Annotated in this window: 15 protein-coding genes and 2 pseudogenes; 9 read left to right on the forward strand and 8 right to left on the reverse strand. The window is 73.8% G+C overall.

Annotated features, from left to right (window positions below):
• Positions 1-90: 90 nt before the first annotated feature.
• The 7 genes and pseudogenes from ACZ4Z1_RS02760 to ACZ4Z1_RS02790 all read left to right on the forward strand — a co-directional run bounded on the left by ACZ4Z1_RS02760 (position 91) and on the right by ACZ4Z1_RS02790 (position 7,941).
• A complete protein-coding gene (locus ACZ4Z1_RS02760) occupies positions 91-1,461 on the forward strand; it encodes an MFS transporter (RefSeq protein WP_468484747.1) in 1,371 nt (456 codons plus the stop codon).
• A gap of 149 nt (positions 1,462-1,610) precedes the next feature.
• A complete protein-coding gene (locus ACZ4Z1_RS02765; RefSeq protein WP_468484748.1) occupies positions 1,611-2,927 on the forward strand; it encodes a serine-threonine protein kinase in 1,317 nt (438 codons plus the stop codon).
• Between the two features lie 392 nt (positions 2,928-3,319).
• A complete protein-coding gene (locus ACZ4Z1_RS02770; RefSeq protein ID WP_468484749.1) occupies positions 3,320-3,937 on the forward strand; it encodes a hypothetical protein in 618 nt (205 codons plus the stop codon).
• A gap of 84 nt (positions 3,938-4,021) precedes the next feature.
• Positions 4,022-4,744 (forward strand): annotated as a pseudogene (locus ACZ4Z1_RS02775) (3-keto-5-aminohexanoate cleavage protein); the annotation flags it as partial.
• 200 nt (positions 4,745-4,944) lie between these two features.
• Entirely contained in the window at positions 4,945-6,324 is a 1,380-nt protein-coding gene (locus ACZ4Z1_RS02780) for an OFA family MFS transporter (protein WP_468484750.1), read from the forward strand.
• On the forward strand, positions 6,321-6,434 hold the full coding sequence (locus ACZ4Z1_RS02785; RefSeq protein ID WP_425274966.1) for an MFS transporter small subunit: 114 nt from the start codon (positions 6,321-6,323) through the stop codon (positions 6,432-6,434). The genes ACZ4Z1_RS02780 and ACZ4Z1_RS02785 overlap by 4 nt, the downstream gene beginning before the upstream one ends.
• A gap of 64 nt (positions 6,435-6,498) precedes the next feature.
• On the forward strand, positions 6,499-7,941 hold the full coding sequence (locus ACZ4Z1_RS02790) for an amidase (protein ID WP_468484751.1): 1,443 nt from the start codon (positions 6,499-6,501) through the stop codon (positions 7,939-7,941).
• Positions 7,942-7,944: 3 nt separating this feature from the next.
• Here the strand turns inward: ACZ4Z1_RS02790 and soxR are convergent, their stop codons facing one another.
• From soxR to ACZ4Z1_RS02815, 5 genes and pseudogenes are all read right to left on the reverse strand, one after another.
• Positions 7,945-8,589 (reverse strand): redox-sensitive transcriptional activator SoxR, encoded by a 645-nt coding sequence (soxR, locus tag ACZ4Z1_RS02795; protein ID WP_468484752.1) that lies wholly within the window; start codon positions 8,587-8,589, stop codon positions 7,945-7,947.
• A 161-nt stretch (positions 8,590-8,750) separates the two neighbouring features.
• On the reverse strand, positions 8,751-9,212 hold the full coding sequence (locus ACZ4Z1_RS02800) for a MaoC family dehydratase (RefSeq protein ID WP_468484753.1): 462 nt from the start codon (positions 9,210-9,212) through the stop codon (positions 8,751-8,753).
• A gap of 138 nt (positions 9,213-9,350) precedes the next feature.
• Positions 9,351-9,977 carry a TetR/AcrR family transcriptional regulator gene (locus ACZ4Z1_RS02805; RefSeq protein WP_468484862.1) on the reverse strand — a complete coding sequence of 209 codons (627 nt, stop codon included), beginning with the start codon at positions 9,975-9,977 and terminating at the stop codon, positions 9,351-9,353.
• A 72-nt stretch (positions 9,978-10,049) separates the two neighbouring features.
• Positions 10,050-10,597 (reverse strand): annotated as a pseudogene (locus ACZ4Z1_RS02810) (transposase); the annotation flags it as partial.
• 467 nt (positions 10,598-11,064) lie between these two features.
• Positions 11,065-12,216 (reverse strand): acyl-CoA dehydrogenase family protein, encoded by a 1,152-nt coding sequence (locus ACZ4Z1_RS02815; RefSeq protein WP_468484754.1) that lies wholly within the window; start codon positions 12,214-12,216, stop codon positions 11,065-11,067.
• Positions 12,217-12,321: 105 nt separating this feature from the next.
• On the opposite strand from ACZ4Z1_RS02815, the gene ACZ4Z1_RS02820 reads away from it, so the two are divergent.
• Together ACZ4Z1_RS02820 and ACZ4Z1_RS02825 are read left to right on the forward strand one after the other, a co-directional pair.
• Entirely contained in the window at positions 12,322-12,969 is a 648-nt protein-coding gene (locus ACZ4Z1_RS02820) for a TetR/AcrR family transcriptional regulator (RefSeq protein WP_468484755.1), read from the forward strand.
• A 102-nt stretch (positions 12,970-13,071) separates the two neighbouring features.
• Positions 13,072-14,097: an urea transporter gene (locus tag ACZ4Z1_RS02825; RefSeq protein WP_468484756.1), complete on the forward strand. Its 1,026-nt coding sequence runs from the start codon at positions 13,072-13,074 to the stop codon at positions 14,095-14,097.
• Between the two features lie 273 nt (positions 14,098-14,370).
• Here ACZ4Z1_RS02825 and ACZ4Z1_RS02830 read toward each other — a convergent pair whose 3' ends face one another.
• The 3 genes from ACZ4Z1_RS02830 to ACZ4Z1_RS02840 all read right to left on the reverse strand — a co-directional run bounded on the left by ACZ4Z1_RS02830 (position 14,371) and on the right by ACZ4Z1_RS02840 (position 17,589).
• A complete protein-coding gene (locus ACZ4Z1_RS02830) occupies positions 14,371-14,826 on the reverse strand; it encodes a hypothetical protein (RefSeq protein ID WP_468484757.1) in 456 nt (151 codons plus the stop codon).
• A gap of 140 nt (positions 14,827-14,966) precedes the next feature.
• Positions 14,967-16,049, reverse strand: a complete 1,083-nt coding sequence (locus ACZ4Z1_RS02835) for a Zn-dependent alcohol dehydrogenase (protein ID WP_468484758.1) — start codon at positions 16,047-16,049, stop codon at positions 14,967-14,969.
• A 121-nt stretch (positions 16,050-16,170) separates the two neighbouring features.
• Entirely contained in the window at positions 16,171-17,589 is a 1,419-nt protein-coding gene (locus ACZ4Z1_RS02840) for an aldehyde dehydrogenase family protein (RefSeq protein WP_468484759.1), read from the reverse strand.
• Between the last annotated feature and the right edge of the window lie 242 nt (positions 17,590-17,831).

Consider the following 17,831-nt stretch of genomic DNA (forward strand, 5'->3'; position numbering starts at 1 on the left):
GGGCGCCGCCCCGAACCCTCGCGTCTCAGTGTGCGGGACGGCGTATCCCACCTCTTGACTACCTGTCCGGCCGGCGTGAGGCTGCGGCCCGTGCACAGTGAAGCGACCCCAGCAGCAGTTCCCGCCGACGGCCCCGCGGCCGCGCCGGCCTCCCCCGGCTCCGTCCCGGCCACCGGTACGCCCAGTTCGTCCGCCACCCCCGAAAGCCTCCGCCGCGTAGCCGTCGCCTCGTTCATCGGGACGGCCATCGAGTTCTACGACTTCTACATCTACGGGACGGCTGCCGCGCTCGTCCTCGACCAGGCGTTCTTCCCGACGCTCGACCCGGTGAACGCCACCCTCGCGTCGTTCTCGACCTATGCGGTGGCGTTCGTGGCGCGGCCCGTCGGATCGGTGCTGTTCGGGCACTTCGGGGACCGGGTGGGGCGGAAGTCCGTACTGGTGGCCTCGTTGCTGCTGATGGGGCTGTCGACGGCGCTGGTCGGGCTGTTGCCGGGGTACGGCACGCTCGGGATCTGGGCGCCCCTGCTGCTGATCCTGCTGCGGTTCCTCCAGGGGATCGGGCTGGGAGGCGAGTGGGGCGGGGCCGCGCTGCTGGCGGTGGAGCACGCGCCGAAGAAACGGCGCGGGCTGTACGCGGCGTTTCCGCAGCTCGGGCCTTCGGTGGGGTTCTTCGCCGCGACGGGCGTGTTCTGGCTGCTGTCCGCCGTGCTGGACGACGGCGCGTTCCGGTCGTGGGGGTGGCGGGTGCCGTTCCTGCTGTCCTTCGTGCTGGTGGCGGTGGGGCTGTTCGTACGGCTGAAGATCAGTGAGACGCCGGTGTTCGCGAAGGTGATGGACGCGCGCGAGGCGAGCCGGGTGCCCGCGCTGGATGTGCTGCGCCGGCACCCGCGTGAGCTGCTGCTCGGCGCGGGCGGCATGATCATCGCGTACGGGCTCTTCTACACCGCGACGACGTACTGCCTGGCGTACGCCACCGGCACCGTCGGTGTCCCGCGCGCCACCATGCTCGCGCTCTCCCTCGTCGCCTGCCTGTGCCTGGCGGCCGGCACCTGGCTCGCCGCCACCCGCTCGGACGGCGCGGGGCGGCGCAAGCTGGTCCTGGCCGGGACGGCGGCCGCGGTCGTCTGGGGGCTCGTCCTCTTCCCGCTGCTGGACACCGGGCAGCCGGTGCTCATCGCGGTGGCGATCGGCGGCGCGCTGTTCTGCATGGGCGTGGTGTACGGCCCGATGGGCGCCTATCTGCCGGAGCTGTTCGGTACGACGGTGCGGTACTCGGGTGCCTCGCTGGCGTACAACCTGGGCGGGGTGCTGGGCGGCGCGGTCTCGCCGCTGGTGGCGACCCGGCTGCAGGCGGCCTTCGGGTCCGGATCGGTGGGGTGGTACGTGACGGCGATGGCGGTGGTGTCGCTGGTGTGCGTGCTGGCGCTGCCGGAGACGCGGGAGCGGGAGCTGGGGTGAGGGGCGCACGGCCCCGGCCCGGCGCCAACCGGTCATGCGTGGCGTATGGCCGGATCCGCCCGCCCGCAGGACGATGCGCTGCACACCGCGGCGCGGCTTCGGAACTCCGGCCCGGCAGCGTGGCCCGACGCGCCGCCCAGGGGGTCGTCATGACGGATTCCGCAGACGGTTCGGGCGCGTGGGCGGCCGCGGACATCGGCGTACAGCCGTACTGGGAGCTGACGTTCGACGCCGACGGTGATCCGGACGCCGGGCAGCGTGACCGGCTGGTGGCCGGGACGGCGCGGCAGCGCGTCACCGACCTGCTGGTGTTCGCGCACGGCTGGAACAACGACCGGTCGATGGCCACGCGCCTGTACGGGCGCTTCTTCGCCCCGTTCCCGGCCATGGCGGGCGCGGGGGTACGGCTCGGCTACACCGGCGTGATCTGGCCCGCGATGCGCTTCACGGACGAGCCGATCCCGGACTTCGACCCGGTGGCGGCGGGCCCGCACGCGGCACCGGCCGGGCCGCCGCTGCTGGACGACACGTCGCTGCGTGCCCTCGCGCGGACGTTCCCCGGCCGGGAGCTGACGCTGCGGCGCCTCCAGGAGCTGCTCGCGGAGCGGCCGGCGGCCCGTTCCGCCTTCGACGAGTTCGCGCGCCTCGTACGCGAACTGGTGGTGGTGCGCGAGACCAGCCCGGCACAGCGACTGGCCGAGGACACGGGGGACGGCACGCCCGCGATGCTCACCGACGACCCGCTGGGAGTGTGCGAGGTCTTCACGGCGGCGCTGGAGAAGTGCGGCCACCAAGAGCTGTTCGGTGACGGGCTCAAGCGGCTCTGGAACGGCGCCAAGGAGTTCCTGCGGCAGACGGCCTACTACGCCATGAAGCGGCGCGCGGGGGTGGTGGGCCAGCTGGGGCTGGGGCCGGCGCTCGGCAAGCTGGCCAAGGGCGCGCCGGGCACCCGGATCCACCTGATCGGGCACAGCTTCGGCGCCCGCCTGGTGTCGTACGGGCTGCGCGGCATGCCGCCCGGCGTGACCGGGGTGAAGTCCGTGACCCTGCTGCAAGGGGCCTTCTCGCACTACGCGTTCGCCGCCCGGCTGCCGCACGACCCGGACCGCGGCGGGGCGCTCCAGGGGGTGCAGCAGCGGGTGGACGGTCCGACGGTGTCCTGCTACTCGCGGCACGACTCGGCACTGAGCATGCTGTACCCCCTGGCCTCGAAGCTCTCCGGCGACTCGGCGAGCTTCCAGGGCCTGTTCGACCGGTGGGGCGCGATCGGCCACGACGGCATCCAGGCCGTGGACGGCGCCCGGCGCGTGCGCCTGGGCACGGCGGTACCCGGCAAGGGCTGCGTGAGCATCGACGCGTCCTCGGTGGTCCGGGACGGTCCCCCGCCGGCCGGGGCACACAGCGACGTCTGCCACGGTGAGCTGGCGCGCGTGGTGCTCTCTGCCGGGCGGGTGGCGACGAAATAGGCCGGGGAGCCGTACGCCGAACGGCTGTCCGGTTCCGGTCGCGTGCCCGCCGCCCGGTACGGGGCGGAAGGAGCCAAGTGGGCCGCGGCGCGGATCGAACGGCCGCGGCGCGGGTACCAGCAGTCACCGGCGCACCTCTCGCAAAGGCTGCCGGTAGCGCGCCGCGGCCGGAAGGCGGACGACCTTAACTTTCTCAAATCCCCACAGATGTACGGTGGATGATGCACACGAGGCGCGCCGGGCGCCGCGGGGGGCATCGGGAGCGAGTGGCGCGACCGGTGCGGCGCGGGTGCCGCCACCACGTATCCGCAAGACAGTTCGATGGATCCGGCGGACGGCCCGCTACGTCCATTCCCTGTCCAGTCGGGTCCTCCCCACGGAGGTGGGATGAATTGGCCGGTTTCAGAGCTCTCGCAGAACAGGTCCGCAACCCCCGTCTCGTCGCCACGCAGCGGCGTACGGCGTTGCGCAAGTGCCTGGAGCGCTTCGCCCCGTACGGGCACCGCGCGACCTGGCACCATCTGTGCACCAGGGCGGGCATCGCGACCGAGGACCGCGAACCCGACCCGGCGCGGCTGATGGCCGCGCTGGAGGAACTGGAGGAGGCCCGCGCCGTCTGGCTCGGGTACGAGAAGGAGTTCGCGGCGCGCCGGCGCCGCGAGAAGCACGACGGCATCCGGCAGCCCAGCGCGCTCGACGACTGGCACCGGCGCACCTGGGGCGGCTGTGACATCGTGCCGTGCGAGGCGCCCGACCGGCATCCGGCGGCGCCGCTGGCCGCGGTGCTGCGCAGCGTGATCCGGGCGATGGAGTCGGGCACGCCGCGGTCCGGCTGCCCGGTGTGCGGGACGCGGCGCTTCGTGTGGCGCACGGACCTCGAACGTTTTCCGATGGCCGGACCGGTGTGCCAGGAGTGCGGGATCGTCGCGCCGCTCTCGGTGCTGACGCGGGAGGCGCTGGCGGAGGCGCGGGAGTCCTCACGCACACGGCGGCTGTACGTGGCGGCCTGAGCCGGGCGGGCCCGGGGCGAGGGCGCGGGGCGTCCGTCCCGCCGCCGGGGCCCGTTGTCAGACCCTGGTGTCATGCTCGGGGGCATGGTTCAGGTATGCCTCAACGGCTCACGGAACGCCGCCGGTTCCGGGGTGGTGCCGATGATCCCGGCGGAGCTGGCCGATGCCGCGGGGAAGGCGGTCGCGGCCGGCGCCCGGGACATCCACCTCCACCCCAGGTCGCCGTGCGGGCGGGAGTCGCTCACGCCGGACGTGCTGGTACCGGTGCTGGAGGCGGTGCGGGCCGTGGTGGACGTGCCGGTGGGGGTCACCACCGGCGCGTGGGCCGAGCCGGACCCGGAGCGCAGGGTGGCCTGCGTACGGGCGTGGCCGGTGCTGCCCGACCACGCCTCGGTGAACTGGCACGAGCCGGGCGCCGAGGCGGTCGCCGCCGCCCTGCTGGAGCGCGGCGTCGGCGTCGAGGCGGGCATCTGGTCGGGCACGGACGGCGCGGAGCGCTTCGCCGCCTCGCCGTTGGGACCGCGGGTGCTGCGGGTGCTGGCCGAGGTCATGGATCCGTGTGCCGGGACGGCGCGGGAGACGGGGCGCGGTCTGCTGCGCGCGCTGGACGCGTTCGGCGCGCACGGTCGCCCGGTGCTGCTGCACGGCGAGGACGGCGGGGCCTGGCCGGTGCTGCGGCTCGCCGGGGAGCTGGGGCTGGCCACCCGTATCGGCGTCGAGGACACCCTGCTGCTGCCGGACGGTTCGCCCGCGGCCTCCAACGCGGAGCTGGTGCGGGCGGCGCTGCGGGAGTCGGCGCCGGAGCGCGAGCGCGGGGCGGCGGGCGGGAGCGGGAGCGGCGAGGGCCTGCGTACGGGAGACAGTGGCGTACGGCCTGGAGGGGACGGCGTAGGGCCCGGGCCCAGCGTCACGCGGCCTGGAAGGGACGGCATACGGCCGGACGCCGTACCGACCCGGACGCGGCGGCGTACTTCCCCGGGGTAGGTGAGCGATGTACGTTCCGCGTCATGCGCGCGCCCGCCCCTTCCCGTACCGTCGCGCCGCCGGGATGGAGCCGTTGGCTCGTTCCGCCCGCGGCACTGTCCATTCACCTCGCCATCGGGCAGGCCTATGCCTGGAGCGTGTTCAAGCCGCCTCTGGAGTCCTCGCTCGGGCTGTCCGGCACGGCCTCCGCGCTGCCCTTCCAACTGGCCATCGTGATGCTGGGGCTGTCCGCGGCCTTCGGCGGCACCCTCGTCGAGCGCAACGGTCCGCGCTGGGCGATGGCCGTCTCGGCCGTCTGCTTCTCCTCCGGCTTCCTGGTCGCGGCGCTCGGCGCGGCCACCCGGCAGTACTGGCTCGTCGTCCTCGGTTACGGCTTCATCGGCGGCATCGGCCTGGGAATCGGCTACATCTCCCCCGTGTCGACACTCCTGAAGTGGTTCCCCGACCGCCCCGGCACGGCCACCGGCATCGCCATCATGGGCTTCGGCGGCGGCGCCCTGATCGCCTCCCCGTGGTCCGCCGGGCTGCTGGACGCCCTGGGCCGGGACACTTCCGGCATCGCCCGGACGTTCCTGGTCATGGGGCTGGCGTACGCCGTCTTCATGACGCTCGGCGTGCTGCTGGTACGGGTGCCGTCCACCGGGCCGGACGGTCCCGACGCAGGCCGGGCGGCGGCCGCTCCCCGCCCGCTGGTCACCACCGCACAGGTCTCGGCCCGTAACGCCCTGCGCACTTGGCAGTTCTGGTGTCTGTGGGTGGTTCTGTGCACGAACGTCACGGCGGGCATCGGCATCCTGGAGAAGGCCGCGCCGATGGTCTCCGACTTCTTCGCCCGCAGCTCCGCGCCGGTGAGCGCGTCGGCCGCCGCGGGCTTCGTCGGGCTGCTCTCGCTCGCCAACATGCTCGGCCGGATCGTCTGGTCGGCCACCTCCGACCTGGCGGGCCGCAAGCACGTCTACCGCCTCTACCTGGGCGCCGGCGCGCTGATGTATCTGCTGATCGCGCTGGCCGGGGATGCCTCCAAGCCGCTGTTCATCGGCTGCGCCGCGATCATCCTCTCCTTCTACGGCGGCGGGTTCGCCACCGTACCGGCCTATCTGAAGGACCTGTTCGGCACGTACCAGGTGGGGGCGATCCACGGCCGGCTGCTCACCGCCTGGTCCACCGCGGGCGTGCTGGGGCCGCTGATCGTCAACGCCGTCGCCGACGCGCGCCGCTCCTCCGGGCACACCGGTTCCGAGCTGTACACGGCGTCCTTCTTCGTCATGATCGGGCTGCTCGTCATCGGGTTCGCCGCCAACGAGCTGGTACGGCCCGTGCACCCCCGGTACCACGAACCGCCGCCCACCGGGGCCGAGCCCGCGGACGCCGCGTCCGCCGCCCCGAAGGGAGCCGCCCCGTGACCGCCCGTCGCACCGCCCTGCTCGTCCTGGCCTGGCTGTGGGTGGGCCTGCCGTTCGGGTACGGCCTTTACGAACTGGCCCTGAAACTGAGACAACTCTTCACGGGCTGACCGGACCCCAGGTCGGACCGACATCACCCCCTACCCCCACCCACGTACCCGAAGGCGGACGTCCATGGCAGAGCTGCACGACCTGACCGCTCTGGAACAGGCAGCGGGGGTGCGGACCGGCGAGCTGTCCCCTGTCGAGATCACCGAGCACTATCTCGCCCGCGCCGAGGAACTGGACGCCACGCTCGGCGCGTTCCTCACCCGTACCCCCGACCTCGCCCGCAAACAGGCGGCCGCGGCGGAGGAGGAGGCCGCCGCCGCGCGCCGCGAGGGTCGTACGCTGCCGCCGCTGCACGGCGTGCCCGTACCGGTCAAGGACCTCAACCAGGTCGCCGGTGTGCGCTGCACGATGGGGTCGCGGACGCTGGCCGACAACGTGGCGCAGATGGACGATCATGTCGTCACCAGGCTGCGCCAGGCAGGCACGATCCTGCTCGGCAAGACCAACACCCCCGAGTTCGGGCTCCCCTGCTACACGGAGAACCTTCTCGCGCCGCCCGCCCGCACCCCCTGGGACCTGGAGCGTTCGGCGGGCGGTTCGAGCGGCGGGGCCGCCGCCGCGGTGGCCGGCGGGCTGGCCCCCGTGGCGCACGGCAGCGACGGCGGCGGGTCCGTCCGCATCCCCGCCTCCGTCTGCGGGCTGTACGGCATCAAGCCGAGCCGCGGTCTGATCAGTTCCGGCCCGCTGCTGCACGACGTGGCGGGCCTGGGCACCTCGGGCCCGCTCGCCCGTACGGTCGCGGACGCCGCCGCGCTGCTGGACGCGATGGCCGGCCCGATGCCCGGCGATCCGTACGCGGCGCCCGCGCTGCCGCCCGGCGAGACGTACACCGCGTACGCCGGACGCGATCCGGGGCGGCTGCGCATCGGCTGGCTGGCCGACGCGCCGTTCCCCGGAACCGAGGTGCACCCGGACTGCCGGGCCGCCGTCATGGAGACGGCCGCGCTCCTCGCGGACCTCGGCCACGAGGTCGACGAGCTGATGCTGCCCGCCGACGACAGCGTCCGCCTCGCCTTCACCCGCGTCTGGTCGGTGATCGCCGCCAACCGCCCGGTACCGCCGGAGCACGAGGCGGACCTGATGCCGCTGACCCGCTACCTGCGGGCGCGCGGCGCGGAGATCCCGGCGGTCGAGTACGCGCGGTCGCTGTACGCGTTCCGGATGCTCGGGCAGCTGATCGCCGACGGTGTGATGCCGCGGAACGGCGGCTTCGACGTGGTGCTGACCCCGACGGTCGCCCAGCCGCCGCCGCGCGTCGGCGCACTGCGCAACGACGCGGACCCGCAGGCCGAGTTCGCCGTGGTCGGCGCGTTCACCCCGTACACGCCGCTGTACAACGTCACCGGTCAGCCCGCGGTGAGCATCCCGCTGCACTGGAACGCGGCGGGCCTGCCGATCGGTGTCATGCTCGGCGGGCGGTACGGGGCGGACGCGACGCTCGTCGCGCTCTCCGCGCAGTTGGAGGAGGCCCGGCCGTGGGCGGGGCGCAAACCTGAAGTGTGGTGAGGCTCAGCGGCCCGCGCCCCGGCGTGCGGGTCGGCGGCCGTCGTCCCGCGCGCCGGGGCCCCCGGCTCCGGTCACACAGCGCTCGTCCGTACCGGAGCCCTCCGCTCCGGGCTCGCGGCGGTCCTCCGGGGCACCCGCACCGGACGGGCCGCCGCCGGACGCGCTGCCGCGTGCCCGGGCCGGTCCGCCCACCCGGTCCACCCGCAGCCGCCGCGCACCCGGGCCCTGCTCGCCGAGCTGGTCGTACGGGTTCGACAGCGCGCACTTCTGCAGGGACAGGCAGCCGCAGCCGATGCAGTCGGTCAGCCGGTCGCGCAGCTCCACGAGCTGGGTGATGCGCTCCTCCAGCTCCTCGCGCCAGACCTCGGAGAGCCGGGCCCAGTCGTCCCGGTTGGGCGTGCGCTCGTCGGGCAGCTCGGCGAGCGCGTCGCGGATCACGGCGAGCGGGATGCCGACCCGCTGGGCAGCGCGCACGAAGGCGACCCGGCGCAGCGCGTCACGGGTGTAGCGGCGCTGGTTGCCCGCGGTCCGGGTACTGCTGATCAGCCCTTTGGACTCGTAGAAGTGCAGGGCGGAGACGGCCGCGCCGCTGCGCGCGGAGAGCTGGCCGACCGTGAGCTCGTGGACCTTGTAAGGAAGCTGAGGCACGGGACAACCCTATCCGTGGACATACCTGGTGGGCTGCGGGGATGCGCCCGGCCCGGGCACGCGCGGCCCCGGTGCGCCCGGCCCGGGCACGCGCGGCCCCGGTGCGCCCGGCCCCGGCACGCGCGGTCCGCCGGCGGCACCGCGCGGGCGGCCGGCCCCGCTCACAGGTGGAAGCGGCTGAGCGTCTCCGCGACACAGACCGGCTTCTCGCCGCCCTCCCGCTCGACGGTCACCGTCGTCGCGAGCTGCACGCCGCCGGGCACCTCCGTCACGCCCGCGATCCGGGCCGTCGCCCGCAGCCGCGAGCCGACCGGGACGGGGGCGGGGAAACGGACCTTGTCCACGCCGTAGTTGATGCCCATTTTAACGTTGTCGACGCGCAGCAGCTGCGGTACGAGGGCGGGCAGCAGCGCCAGTGTCAGGTAGCCGTGCGCGATGGTGGTACCGAACGGTCCGGACGCGGCCCGTTCCGGGTCGACGTGGATCCACTGGTGGTCGCCGGTGGCGTCGGCGAACAGATCGATCCGCTTCTGGTCGATCTCCAGCCAGTCACTGGTGCCGAGGTCCTCGCCGACCGCGTTCCGCAGTTCGTCGAGCGATCCGAACACCCGGGGCTCTGCCATGTCCGTATGCCTCCTCAGGCTCCGCACGCGTGGACCGTACCGTCCGCCACGCCACCGACTAAGCGCTTGCTCAGCATGTGCGGCTGACCCGCCCCTGTCAATGCCCTCCCGGCTCCGCGGATCCGCCCCGGGCCCGGCTCACGGCCGCGCCCCGACCATGCGCAGGACGAGCCCCGCGTACAGCTCCCCCACCTCCTCGGGCGTACGGGCCCCCTCGGCCGAGAACCAGCGGGCCACGTCCACGCAGAGCGACAGCACCGCGAGGGTGGTGCCCGGCACGTCACCGACCGTGAACTCCCCCGCGTCGGCACCGTCCTGAAGGATGCCGCGCAGCGAACGGTCGGTACGCCGCCGCAGGTCGGCGACGTGTGCGTAGTGCTCCTCGCTCAGCGCCTGCAGTTCGTACTGGATCACCCGGGCAGTGGTGTGGTGCCGGGCGTGCCAGCACGCGAACGTACGGACGGCCGCCCCCAGCCGCTCGGTGGGGCCGCCGTCGGCACCGGCCGCCGCCTCCATGATCCGCAGGGCCTTCTCGTGGCCGACGCCGCTGATCCGGAAGAGCAGCTCTTCCTTGGTCCTGTAGTGGATGTAGAGCGCGGCGGGGCTCATACCGGCCCGGCCCGCGATGTCACGGGTGGTGGTGGCGTGGTACCCGCGCTCGGCGAACGCCTGAACGGCAGCACGGACCAGGCGACGAGCCGCCTCCGGAGCCACGTCCGCCCAGTCCTCCCCCGAGCCGTCCGCCAACTCCGCCTCCGCACCCATCGCACACCCCGATCCTCGCCCCGCCACGGACCATCCACGACGGACCGAACACCTTACCGCGCCGGTGAGCAAGCGCTTAGTGCCCAGCCCGCCACCGTGGGCGGTGCTGCGGCGGGCGATGGCCGCGATGATGCCGCGTTCGCGGAGCCGGTCACGGCAGATGTCGTGGTCGTGGCCGCGGCCGGCGAACAGCGACTCCGGCGTCCGGCGGGGATGGCCCAGGCGGCCGCGGACGGGTGGGACGGCATCCAGGAGCGGCACAAGTCGGGTGACGTCGTTGTAGTTGCCGCCGGTGAGGATGACCGCAAGCAGGGTGCCGCGCCCGTCGGTGATCAGGTGGTGTTCGGAGCCGGCTCGGCCTCGGTCGACCGGCGAGGGGTCTGTCCGGCTCCCCCGTTCATGGCCCGCACATGGCCGGAGTCGGCCACAGCCCGCGACCAGTCCGGGCACGCAGCCCTGTTCAACTCGGCCGGCAGCAACTCGCACAGCCGCTGCCGGACTCCGGCCCCGTTCCAGTCCCGCAGCCGACGCCGGCAGGTCATGCCGGACCCGAAGCCCAGCTCCTTGGGCAGACAGACCCGCTGAATGTCGGTGTACAGCACGAACAGGACGCCGCCCAGCTGCGTCGATCCGTCCGCCGTCGTTCCACCGTCGCACGGTCCATCAGCCCGGCGGCGGAGCCGAGGTCCCTCCGCAGAGTGATCCGCCACCTGCCGGCGACTGCGATCGTCATCACCGAACGGGTCCGCCGGCGGCCCGCTGGGAACGGGGATCACACATGCCGTCATCCGCACGCCGCGAGGATCGCGTTGCCGCTCGGCCCGGTCGGTTTCGCGTCGCCTGGCAGGCGGCCCACGAACCCATCCCCGGCGCGTCCCGATGTCTGCGGCTCACCGCCCATGCCGTGGCCCTTCGTCGTCCTGCCCTCGAGCCTGTGGGGACCGCTCCTGGCCGTGCTGACCCTCGCGTACCACAAGCGCCGCCGCGCAGGAGCACACGAGCCGCGGGATGAGCGTTGAGCATGCCCTCGCTCATTCTGTCCGGAGTTCGCAGAGGCGCCGGGGGGCGGCCCGGGGGCCGGGGAGTCTCAGAACGCCGAGACCCCCGTGACCGCCCGCCCGATCACCAGCTTCTGGATCTGGCTGGTGCCCTCGTACAGGGTCATCACCCGGGCGTCGCGGAGCAGTTTGCCGACCGGGTACTCGTCGATGTAGCCGTAGCCGCCGAAGACCTGGAGGGCGTTGTTGGCGGCGCGTACGGCCGCCTCGGAGGCGAAAAGTTTGGCCTTGGAGGCTTCGGTGGCGAACGGCTTGCCGCGGTCGATCAGGTCGGCGACCCGCCAGGTCAGCAGGCGGGCGGCGTCCACGTCGACGGCGATGTCGGTGATCAGTTCCTGGACGAGTTGGTGGTGGGCGATGGTCCGGCCGAACTGTTCGCGCTGCGTGGCGTGGCCGACGGCGGCGTCCAGGGCGGCCTGGGCGATCCCCACGCAGCCGGCGGCGACCGACATACGCCCCTTGGCCAGGGCCGACATCGCGACGGAGAAACCTTTCCCTTCCGGAGCCAGCAGGGCGTCGGCAGGCACCCGTACGTCCTCCAGTACCAGTTCGGCGGTGGCCTGGCCGCGCAGCCCCAGCTTGCCGTGGATCTCCCGGCGCTCCAGACCGGGCGTGTCGGCGGGGACGAGGAAGGCGCTGACGCCCTTGTGGCCGGGGGCGTCGCCGGTACGGGCGAAGAGCAGCACCACGTCGGCCCAGGTGCCGTTGGTGATGAACATCTTGCTGCCGTTGACGACGTACGTGCCGCCCTCCCGTACGGCGCGGGTGGCCAGATTGCCCGCGTCGGACCCGGTGCCGGGCTCGGTGAGGCCGAAGCAGCCGATGGCCTCGCCGGAGGTCAGCGGGGGCAGCCACCGGCGCTTCTGCTCCTCGTCGCCCCAGGCCGCGACGGTCTTGGCGACCAGGCCCAGGGATACGGAGACGATGCCGCGCACCGCGGAGTCGCCGCGGCCCAGCTCTTCGGTGACCAGCGCGTAGGCGAGGTGGTCGCCTCCGGAGCCGCCGTACTCCTCGGGGACGGTCAGGCCGAGGAAGCCGACCTCGCCGAGTTTCTTCACGATGCCCCGGTCGACCCGTTCGGACCGGTCCCAGGCGGCGGCGTGCGGGGTGATCTCGCGGTCGACGAAGTCCTTGGCGAGCTGCCGGGCGGCAGCCTGCTCCTCGCTGAGCTCCAGGTTCATCAAGGCCCCTTGGGGAGGGTGACGGCAGCCGGGCCGTCCGGAACAGCCGGACGGGCATTAACTACCACTGCTAGTTTTCGGGCGGCAGCCTCTACTATGTGCGGCATGGCCCGACCCCGCAAGCCCCTCCTGAGCCGGGAGCGCATCGTCACCACCGCCCTCGCGCTCATCGACGCGGAGGGCCTGGCCGCCCTGTCCACACGGCGGCTCGCCGCCGAGCTGGGCGTCAGCGGGCCGTCCCTGTACAACCACTTCACGACCAAGGACGAGATCCTGGACGCCGTCGCCGACACGGTGATCGCCGAGGTGGACGTATCGGCCCTCGGCACCGGCGCGGACTGGCGCACCGGACTGCTGGCCTGGGCCCGTTCCTACCGCGCGGCACTCGCCGCGCACCCGAACATCGTCCCGTTCCTCGCCCAGGGGCCCGGCCGCCGCCCGGCCGGCCTGAAGATGGCCGACGCGGCCTTCGGCGGCATGGTGGAGGCCGGCTGGCCACCCGCCCAGGCGACCCGGATCTGCGCCATGGTCCGGTACTTCGTCGCGGGCTCCGCGCTCGGCTCCTTCGCGCGCGGCTTCGTGGACGACCCGGGCGCCTACGACCCGGCCGACTACCCGCACCTGGGCCAGGCGCACCTGCTCGCCGAGCATCAGCAGCGGGTCGACGAGGGCGCGTTCGAGACAGGGCTGCTGGCGCTGGTCGACGGGCTGGCGCTGCGGCACCCGGATCCCGCCCCGCCGCCGCACAGGTAGCTGTAAGGTACATCCGCCCGGGTGGTCCCGGTGCGGTGCGGTGCGCGTACGGCCCGACGGCGTACTCCGCCCGCCTGAGAGCTGCGTCCGAGGGGAGACGACGTGCGTGATCCGATCGCCGCGCCACGGGGCCGGAGCGCGCCCCGGCCCCGGCACCGCCCGGCCCGGTTCGCCGTCCACGTGCTGCGCGGCCATGCCCAGGTCGACTTCCTGCCGAGCGCGGTCACCGGCGCGGTCTTCTCGGTGGCGCTGTGCGCGGCGGGCTGGGCGTACGGCCTGTACGGGCTCCTCGGCACCGCCACGGGCACGGCCACGGCGCACCTGCTCGGCGTGGACCGCGAACGGGTCGCCGCGGGCCTGGAAGGCTTCAACGCGTGCCTGGTCGCCGTCGGTTCGGCGGTCTTCCTCGGCCCCGGACACCTGTCCACCGCCCTGCTCGCGGTGGGCGGCAGCGTGGTGGTCACGGTCGTCACCGCCGCCGTCGCCCGCGTACTGGGCACCTGGCGACTGCCGACGCTCACCCTCCCGTTCTGCCTGGTCGCGAGCGCGCTGACGACCGCGGCGCCGGGCTTCGCGCGCCTCTGGCACCAAGGCCCGGTCCCGGCGGCACTGCCACGGTCCGCCGGGCCGCCGTCCGCGCTGTCCCTCACCGACCTGTGGCACGGGCTGTTCGCCAACGTCGCCCAGATCTTCTTCATGCCGCAGTGGTACGTCGGCGCGCTCTTCCTCGCCGGCATCTTCGCCGCGAACCGGACGGCCGGGGCGATGGCCTGCCTGGGCAGCCTGGCCGGCACCGGCACCGCGTGGGCACTGGGCGCACCGGCGGCGCAGGTCGCGTCCGGCGCCGCGGGCTACAACGCGGTACTGGTCACGATGGCCCTGTGCGGGGTGTTCCTGCCGGCCGGCCCCCGGACCGCGGCATACGCGGTCGCGGGCGCCGCGACCGCGACGGCCCTGACCTCCACCCTGACCGCCCTCACCGCTCCCTCCGGAGGCCATACCTTCACCTGGCCGTTCGTCCTGACGACCTTCGCCTTCCTGGCGGCGGCCCCGGCCTTCCCGCGCCTACGCAAGGCCGGAAGACCGGCGCCCGCACCGGCTCCACCGACCACCTCCACATCGGCCTGAAGCACCTCGCCCGGAAAGAAACACATGGCTGACCGCGGCGGCCACCGGCACCCCCTTCCGCTCGCGGCTCCGCCCGGTGCTGACGCCGGAGGACGGCGTACGCAAGCTGCGCGCCCAGAGGGACCGGCTCGTCGTGGGGGCGGCCCTCGCTCTCTCTCATGGTCGGTGCCTTCACCACGGTGGCCACAGGTGCGGCCTGGCTCAACGGCACGCTGCCGGGCGGCTTCACGGCGGAGTATGGCTGGTCCGCGTACGCCCGGCGGCGCAGCCTCCTCAGTTCCGCCGTGCCTCAGCGCTCAGGTACCGCCGCAGCCCCACGTACTCCAGCACCGCGTACACCCCCACCACCACCGCCCCGGTCACCAGGAACACGGTGCCCAGGCCGGTGAGGGGCAGGAGGCCGGAGAAGGTGAGGAGGAGCATGGCCACGAAGGAGAGGGCGTTGCCCGCGACGACGGCTGTGGCCGGGCCGGTGGGGATGCGCGGGTAGCCGGCGATCAGGGCGAGGGCGGCGGCGCCGCCCAGCATGGCGATGCCGATCGGGACGGACCAGGTCGTGGGCATGCCGAGCGGTTCGCTGAGCGCCTTGCCGCCGGCGAGCATGAAGACGCCGAACGCGACGGTGCTCCAGCTGTCGATCCGCAGGACCCTGCGCAGCAGGCCCGCCCCGGCGTCGGTCGCCGGAGCGGGGCGGGCGGCGGTGCCGGTCGTGGTGCTCGTGGTGCTCATACGCGTCTCCTCCTGGCGTGGGCCGGTCCGGCCGGGGCAGCCCGGCAGGAGGAGACGATGCCGTCACCGGGGCAGGGCTTCAATGACCTCCCAGGTCATGAGACCGATGACCGGCGGGGCCGCGGGACGTGCGCGAAGGCTCAGAAGACGATCAGGGCGCGGCCTCCCCTGCCCTCCCGCATCGCCTGGAAGGCGGCGGGGATGCCGTCGAGGGTGATGTGCTCGGTGACCATGCCGGACAGGTCGAGGGCTCCGCTGCGGACGTGTCCGGCGATGCGCGGCAGGTCGGCGGCCGGGTCGCTGTTGCCGTAGACGCAGCCGGACAGCGTACGGCCGAAGTAGAAGAGTTCCAGGGCGGAGAAGGTGACCTGCTGGTCCTGGCCGCCGATGCCGACGACGGTGGTGCGGCCGCCGCGCCGGGTGGACGACCAGGCCGTACGGATGGTGGCCGCCCGTCCTACGCATTCGATCGCGACGTCCGCGCCGTGTCCGCCGGTGAGTCCGCGGACGCGCTTGGCGGTGTCGTCCGATGCGAGAAGGAACTCGGTGGCGCCCGCGGCGCGCGCCAGTTCCTCCTTGGCCGGGGACACGTCCACGGCCACGATCGGGCCGGCTCCCGCGATCCGCGCGGCCTGGAGGGTGGCCAGGCCCACGCCGCCCGCGCCGAACACCGCCACCGACTCCCCCGCCCGTACCCGCGCGCTGTGGTGGACCGCGCCCCATCCGGTCAGCACGGCGCAGCCCAGCAGCGCCGCGTCGGTGAGCGGCACGCCGGCCGGCAGCGGCAGTGCCGCGTGGGCCGGGACGACCGTCTCCTCGGCGAAGACCGCGGTGCCGAGGCCGGGATAGAGGTCGCTGCCGTCGGCGGCCAGCTTGGCGTACGGAGTGTTCGCCGCCGCGGCGGAGTCCGCGCACAGCCAGGGTTCGTCCAGGCCGCAGAAGTGGCAGCTGCCGCAGGCCGGGGCCCAGTTCAGGACGACCTGGTCGCCCGGTGCGTGGGTGCTGACGCCCGCGCCGACGGCGGTGACGGTGCCCGCTCCCTCGTGCCCGAGGACGGCGGGCGCGGGCTGCCGCAGCGTCCCGTCGGACAGCGAGAGGTCGGAGTGGCAGACGCCGGCCGCCGCCAGGCGGATCCGCACCTGGCCCGGCCCGGGCCCGGGCAGTTCGATCTCGGCGACCTCCAGCGGGGCGCCCACGGCGGTCAGTACGGCGGCACGGGTCATGCGGATGTGGCTCCCTGTTCTGAGGGGCGGACGGGTACGGCGACGGTTCTCCGGGCCGGTACGGGCGCGGGTACGTACGGCACGGGTGCGGGTACGGCGGCGGCCGCGCGGAACTGACGGCTCAGAGCTGGAGGGACTTGGTCTGGAGGTACTCGCCCAGACCGTGCGGTCCCAGTTCCCGGCCGATGCCGGACTGCTTGTAGCCGCCGAACGGCGCTAGCGGGTTGAAGCGCCCGCCGTTGATGTCGACCTGGCCGGTGTCCAGGCGCTTCGCGAAGGCGACCGCCTCGTCCTCGTCACCCGCCCAGACGGCGCCGGCCAGGCCGTAGACCGTGCCGTTGGCGATCCGTACGGCCTCCTCCTCGTCCGCGTAGGGCAGGACCGCGACGACCGGGCCGAAGATCTCCTCCTGGGCGATGGTCATGCCGGGCGTGACGTCGGCGAAGAGCGTCGGGCGGACGTAGTAGCCCCGCTCGCACCCCGCGGGGGCGTCCGGGCCGCCCGCGACGACGCGGGCGCCCTCCTCGATGCCGCGCTCGATGTAGCCGCGGACGCGGTCGCGCTGGGTGGCGCTGACGACCGGGCCCAGGCGGACGGCGCCGTCCAGCGGGTCGCCCGGCACGTACTTGGCGATGGCCGCAGCGGCCAGTTCCACGGCTTCGTCGTACCGGTCGGCGGGGATCAGCATCCGGGTCCAGGCGCTGCACGTCTGGCCGGAGTTGGCCATCACGTTGGCGATGCCGACGCCGACGGCCTTGCCCAGGTCGGCACTGGGCAGCACCACGTTGGCGGACTTGCCGCCGAGTTCGAGGGCGCAGCGCTTGACGGCGGCGCCGGCGATGGCGCCGATCTTCCTGCCGACGGCGGTCGATCCGGTGAAGGAGACCAGGTCCACGTCCGGGTGCTCGGCCAGCGCCTGGCCGGCGACCGGCCCGTACCCGGTGACGAGGTTGAAGACACCGGCCGGCACGCCCGCCGCGGCCACGCACTCGGCGAAGAGCCGGGCGGTCAGCGGGGTGTTCTCGGCGGGCTTGAGGACGACCGTGCAGCCCGCGGCGAGCGCCGGGGCCACTTTGGCGACGATCTGGTGCAGGGGGTAGTTCCAGGGGGTGATCGCGCCGACCACACCGACCGGTTCGTGCAGGACGGTGGAGGTGCCGATCTTCTCCTCGAACGCGTACGAGGCGGCCAGTTCGGCGTACGAGCCGGCCACCGCGACCGGGACGGCGGCCTGCACCGCCTTGCTGAACGCCAGTGGCGCGCCCAGCTCGGACGTGATCGTTTCGGCGATCTCCGCGGCGCGCCCGGCGAGCTGGTCGCGCAGCGCGGTCAGCCGGGCGGCGCGCTCGGCGGGCGCGGTGCGGGACCAGCCGGGCAGGGCGGCGCGGGCGGCCCGTACCGCGGCGTCCACGTCCTGCGCGGTGCCGGCGGGGACGGTGGCGATGACCCGTTCGTCGGCCGGGTTGACGACGTCGATGGTGTCCGGTCCGGTGGCGGGGCGCCAGCTCCCGTCGATGTACATAGCGTCGTGCTGCTTCACGTCGTCGCCCTCCCACGCCGGTTGCTGTCCCGTGAGCCCCGAAGGTACCCGCCGGGCCAAACTAGCGGTGGTAGTTTTTCAGCGCCAGCCCCCCTTACCGGCCACCGCTGCCCACCACGCGTCCGGCGTGTCCCGTACGAGCGGGCCCGCCGGCCCCGGGGGGGGGGGGGGGGGGGGGGGGGGGGGGGGAAACCCCCCCCCCCCCCCCCCAACAACCCCCCCCCCTCTCTTCCTTTCCCCCC

The sequence above is a fragment of the Streptomyces sp. NPDC030165 genome (assembly GCF_055573595.1).

What these genes read in the sequence shown, in the direction of transcription:
- ACZ4Z1_RS02835 (WP_468484758.1), bottom strand. Translation starts at nt 16,049, where the DNA reads ATGACCCGTGCCGCCGTACTGACCGCCGTGGGCGCCCCGCTGGAGGTC.
- ACZ4Z1_RS02790 (WP_468484751.1), top strand. Translation starts at nt 6,499, where the DNA reads ATGGCAGAGCTGCACGACCTGACCGCTCTGGAACAGGCAGCGGGGGTG.
- ACZ4Z1_RS02815 (WP_468484754.1), bottom strand. Translation starts at nt 12,216, where the DNA reads ATGAACCTGGAGCTCAGCGAGGAGCAGGCTGCCGCCCGGCAGCTCGCC.
- ACZ4Z1_RS02805 (WP_468484862.1), bottom strand. Translation starts at nt 9,977, where the DNA reads ATGGGTGCGGAGGCGGAGTTGGCGGACGGCTCGGGGGAGGACTGGGCG.
- ACZ4Z1_RS02820 (WP_468484755.1), top strand. Translation starts at nt 12,322, where the DNA reads ATGGCCCGACCCCGCAAGCCCCTCCTGAGCCGGGAGCGCATCGTCACC.
- ACZ4Z1_RS02800 (WP_468484753.1), bottom strand. Translation starts at nt 9,212, where the DNA reads ATGGCAGAGCCCCGGGTGTTCGGATCGCTCGACGAACTGCGGAACGCG.
- ACZ4Z1_RS02830 (WP_468484757.1), bottom strand. Translation starts at nt 14,826, where the DNA reads ATGAGCACCACGAGCACCACGACCGGCACCGCCGCCCGCCCCGCTCCG.
- ACZ4Z1_RS02780 (WP_468484750.1), top strand. Translation starts at nt 4,945, where the DNA reads ATGCGCGCGCCCGCCCCTTCCCGTACCGTCGCGCCGCCGGGATGGAGC.
- ACZ4Z1_RS02765 (WP_468484748.1), top strand. Translation starts at nt 1,611, where the DNA reads ATGACGGATTCCGCAGACGGTTCGGGCGCGTGGGCGGCCGCGGACATC.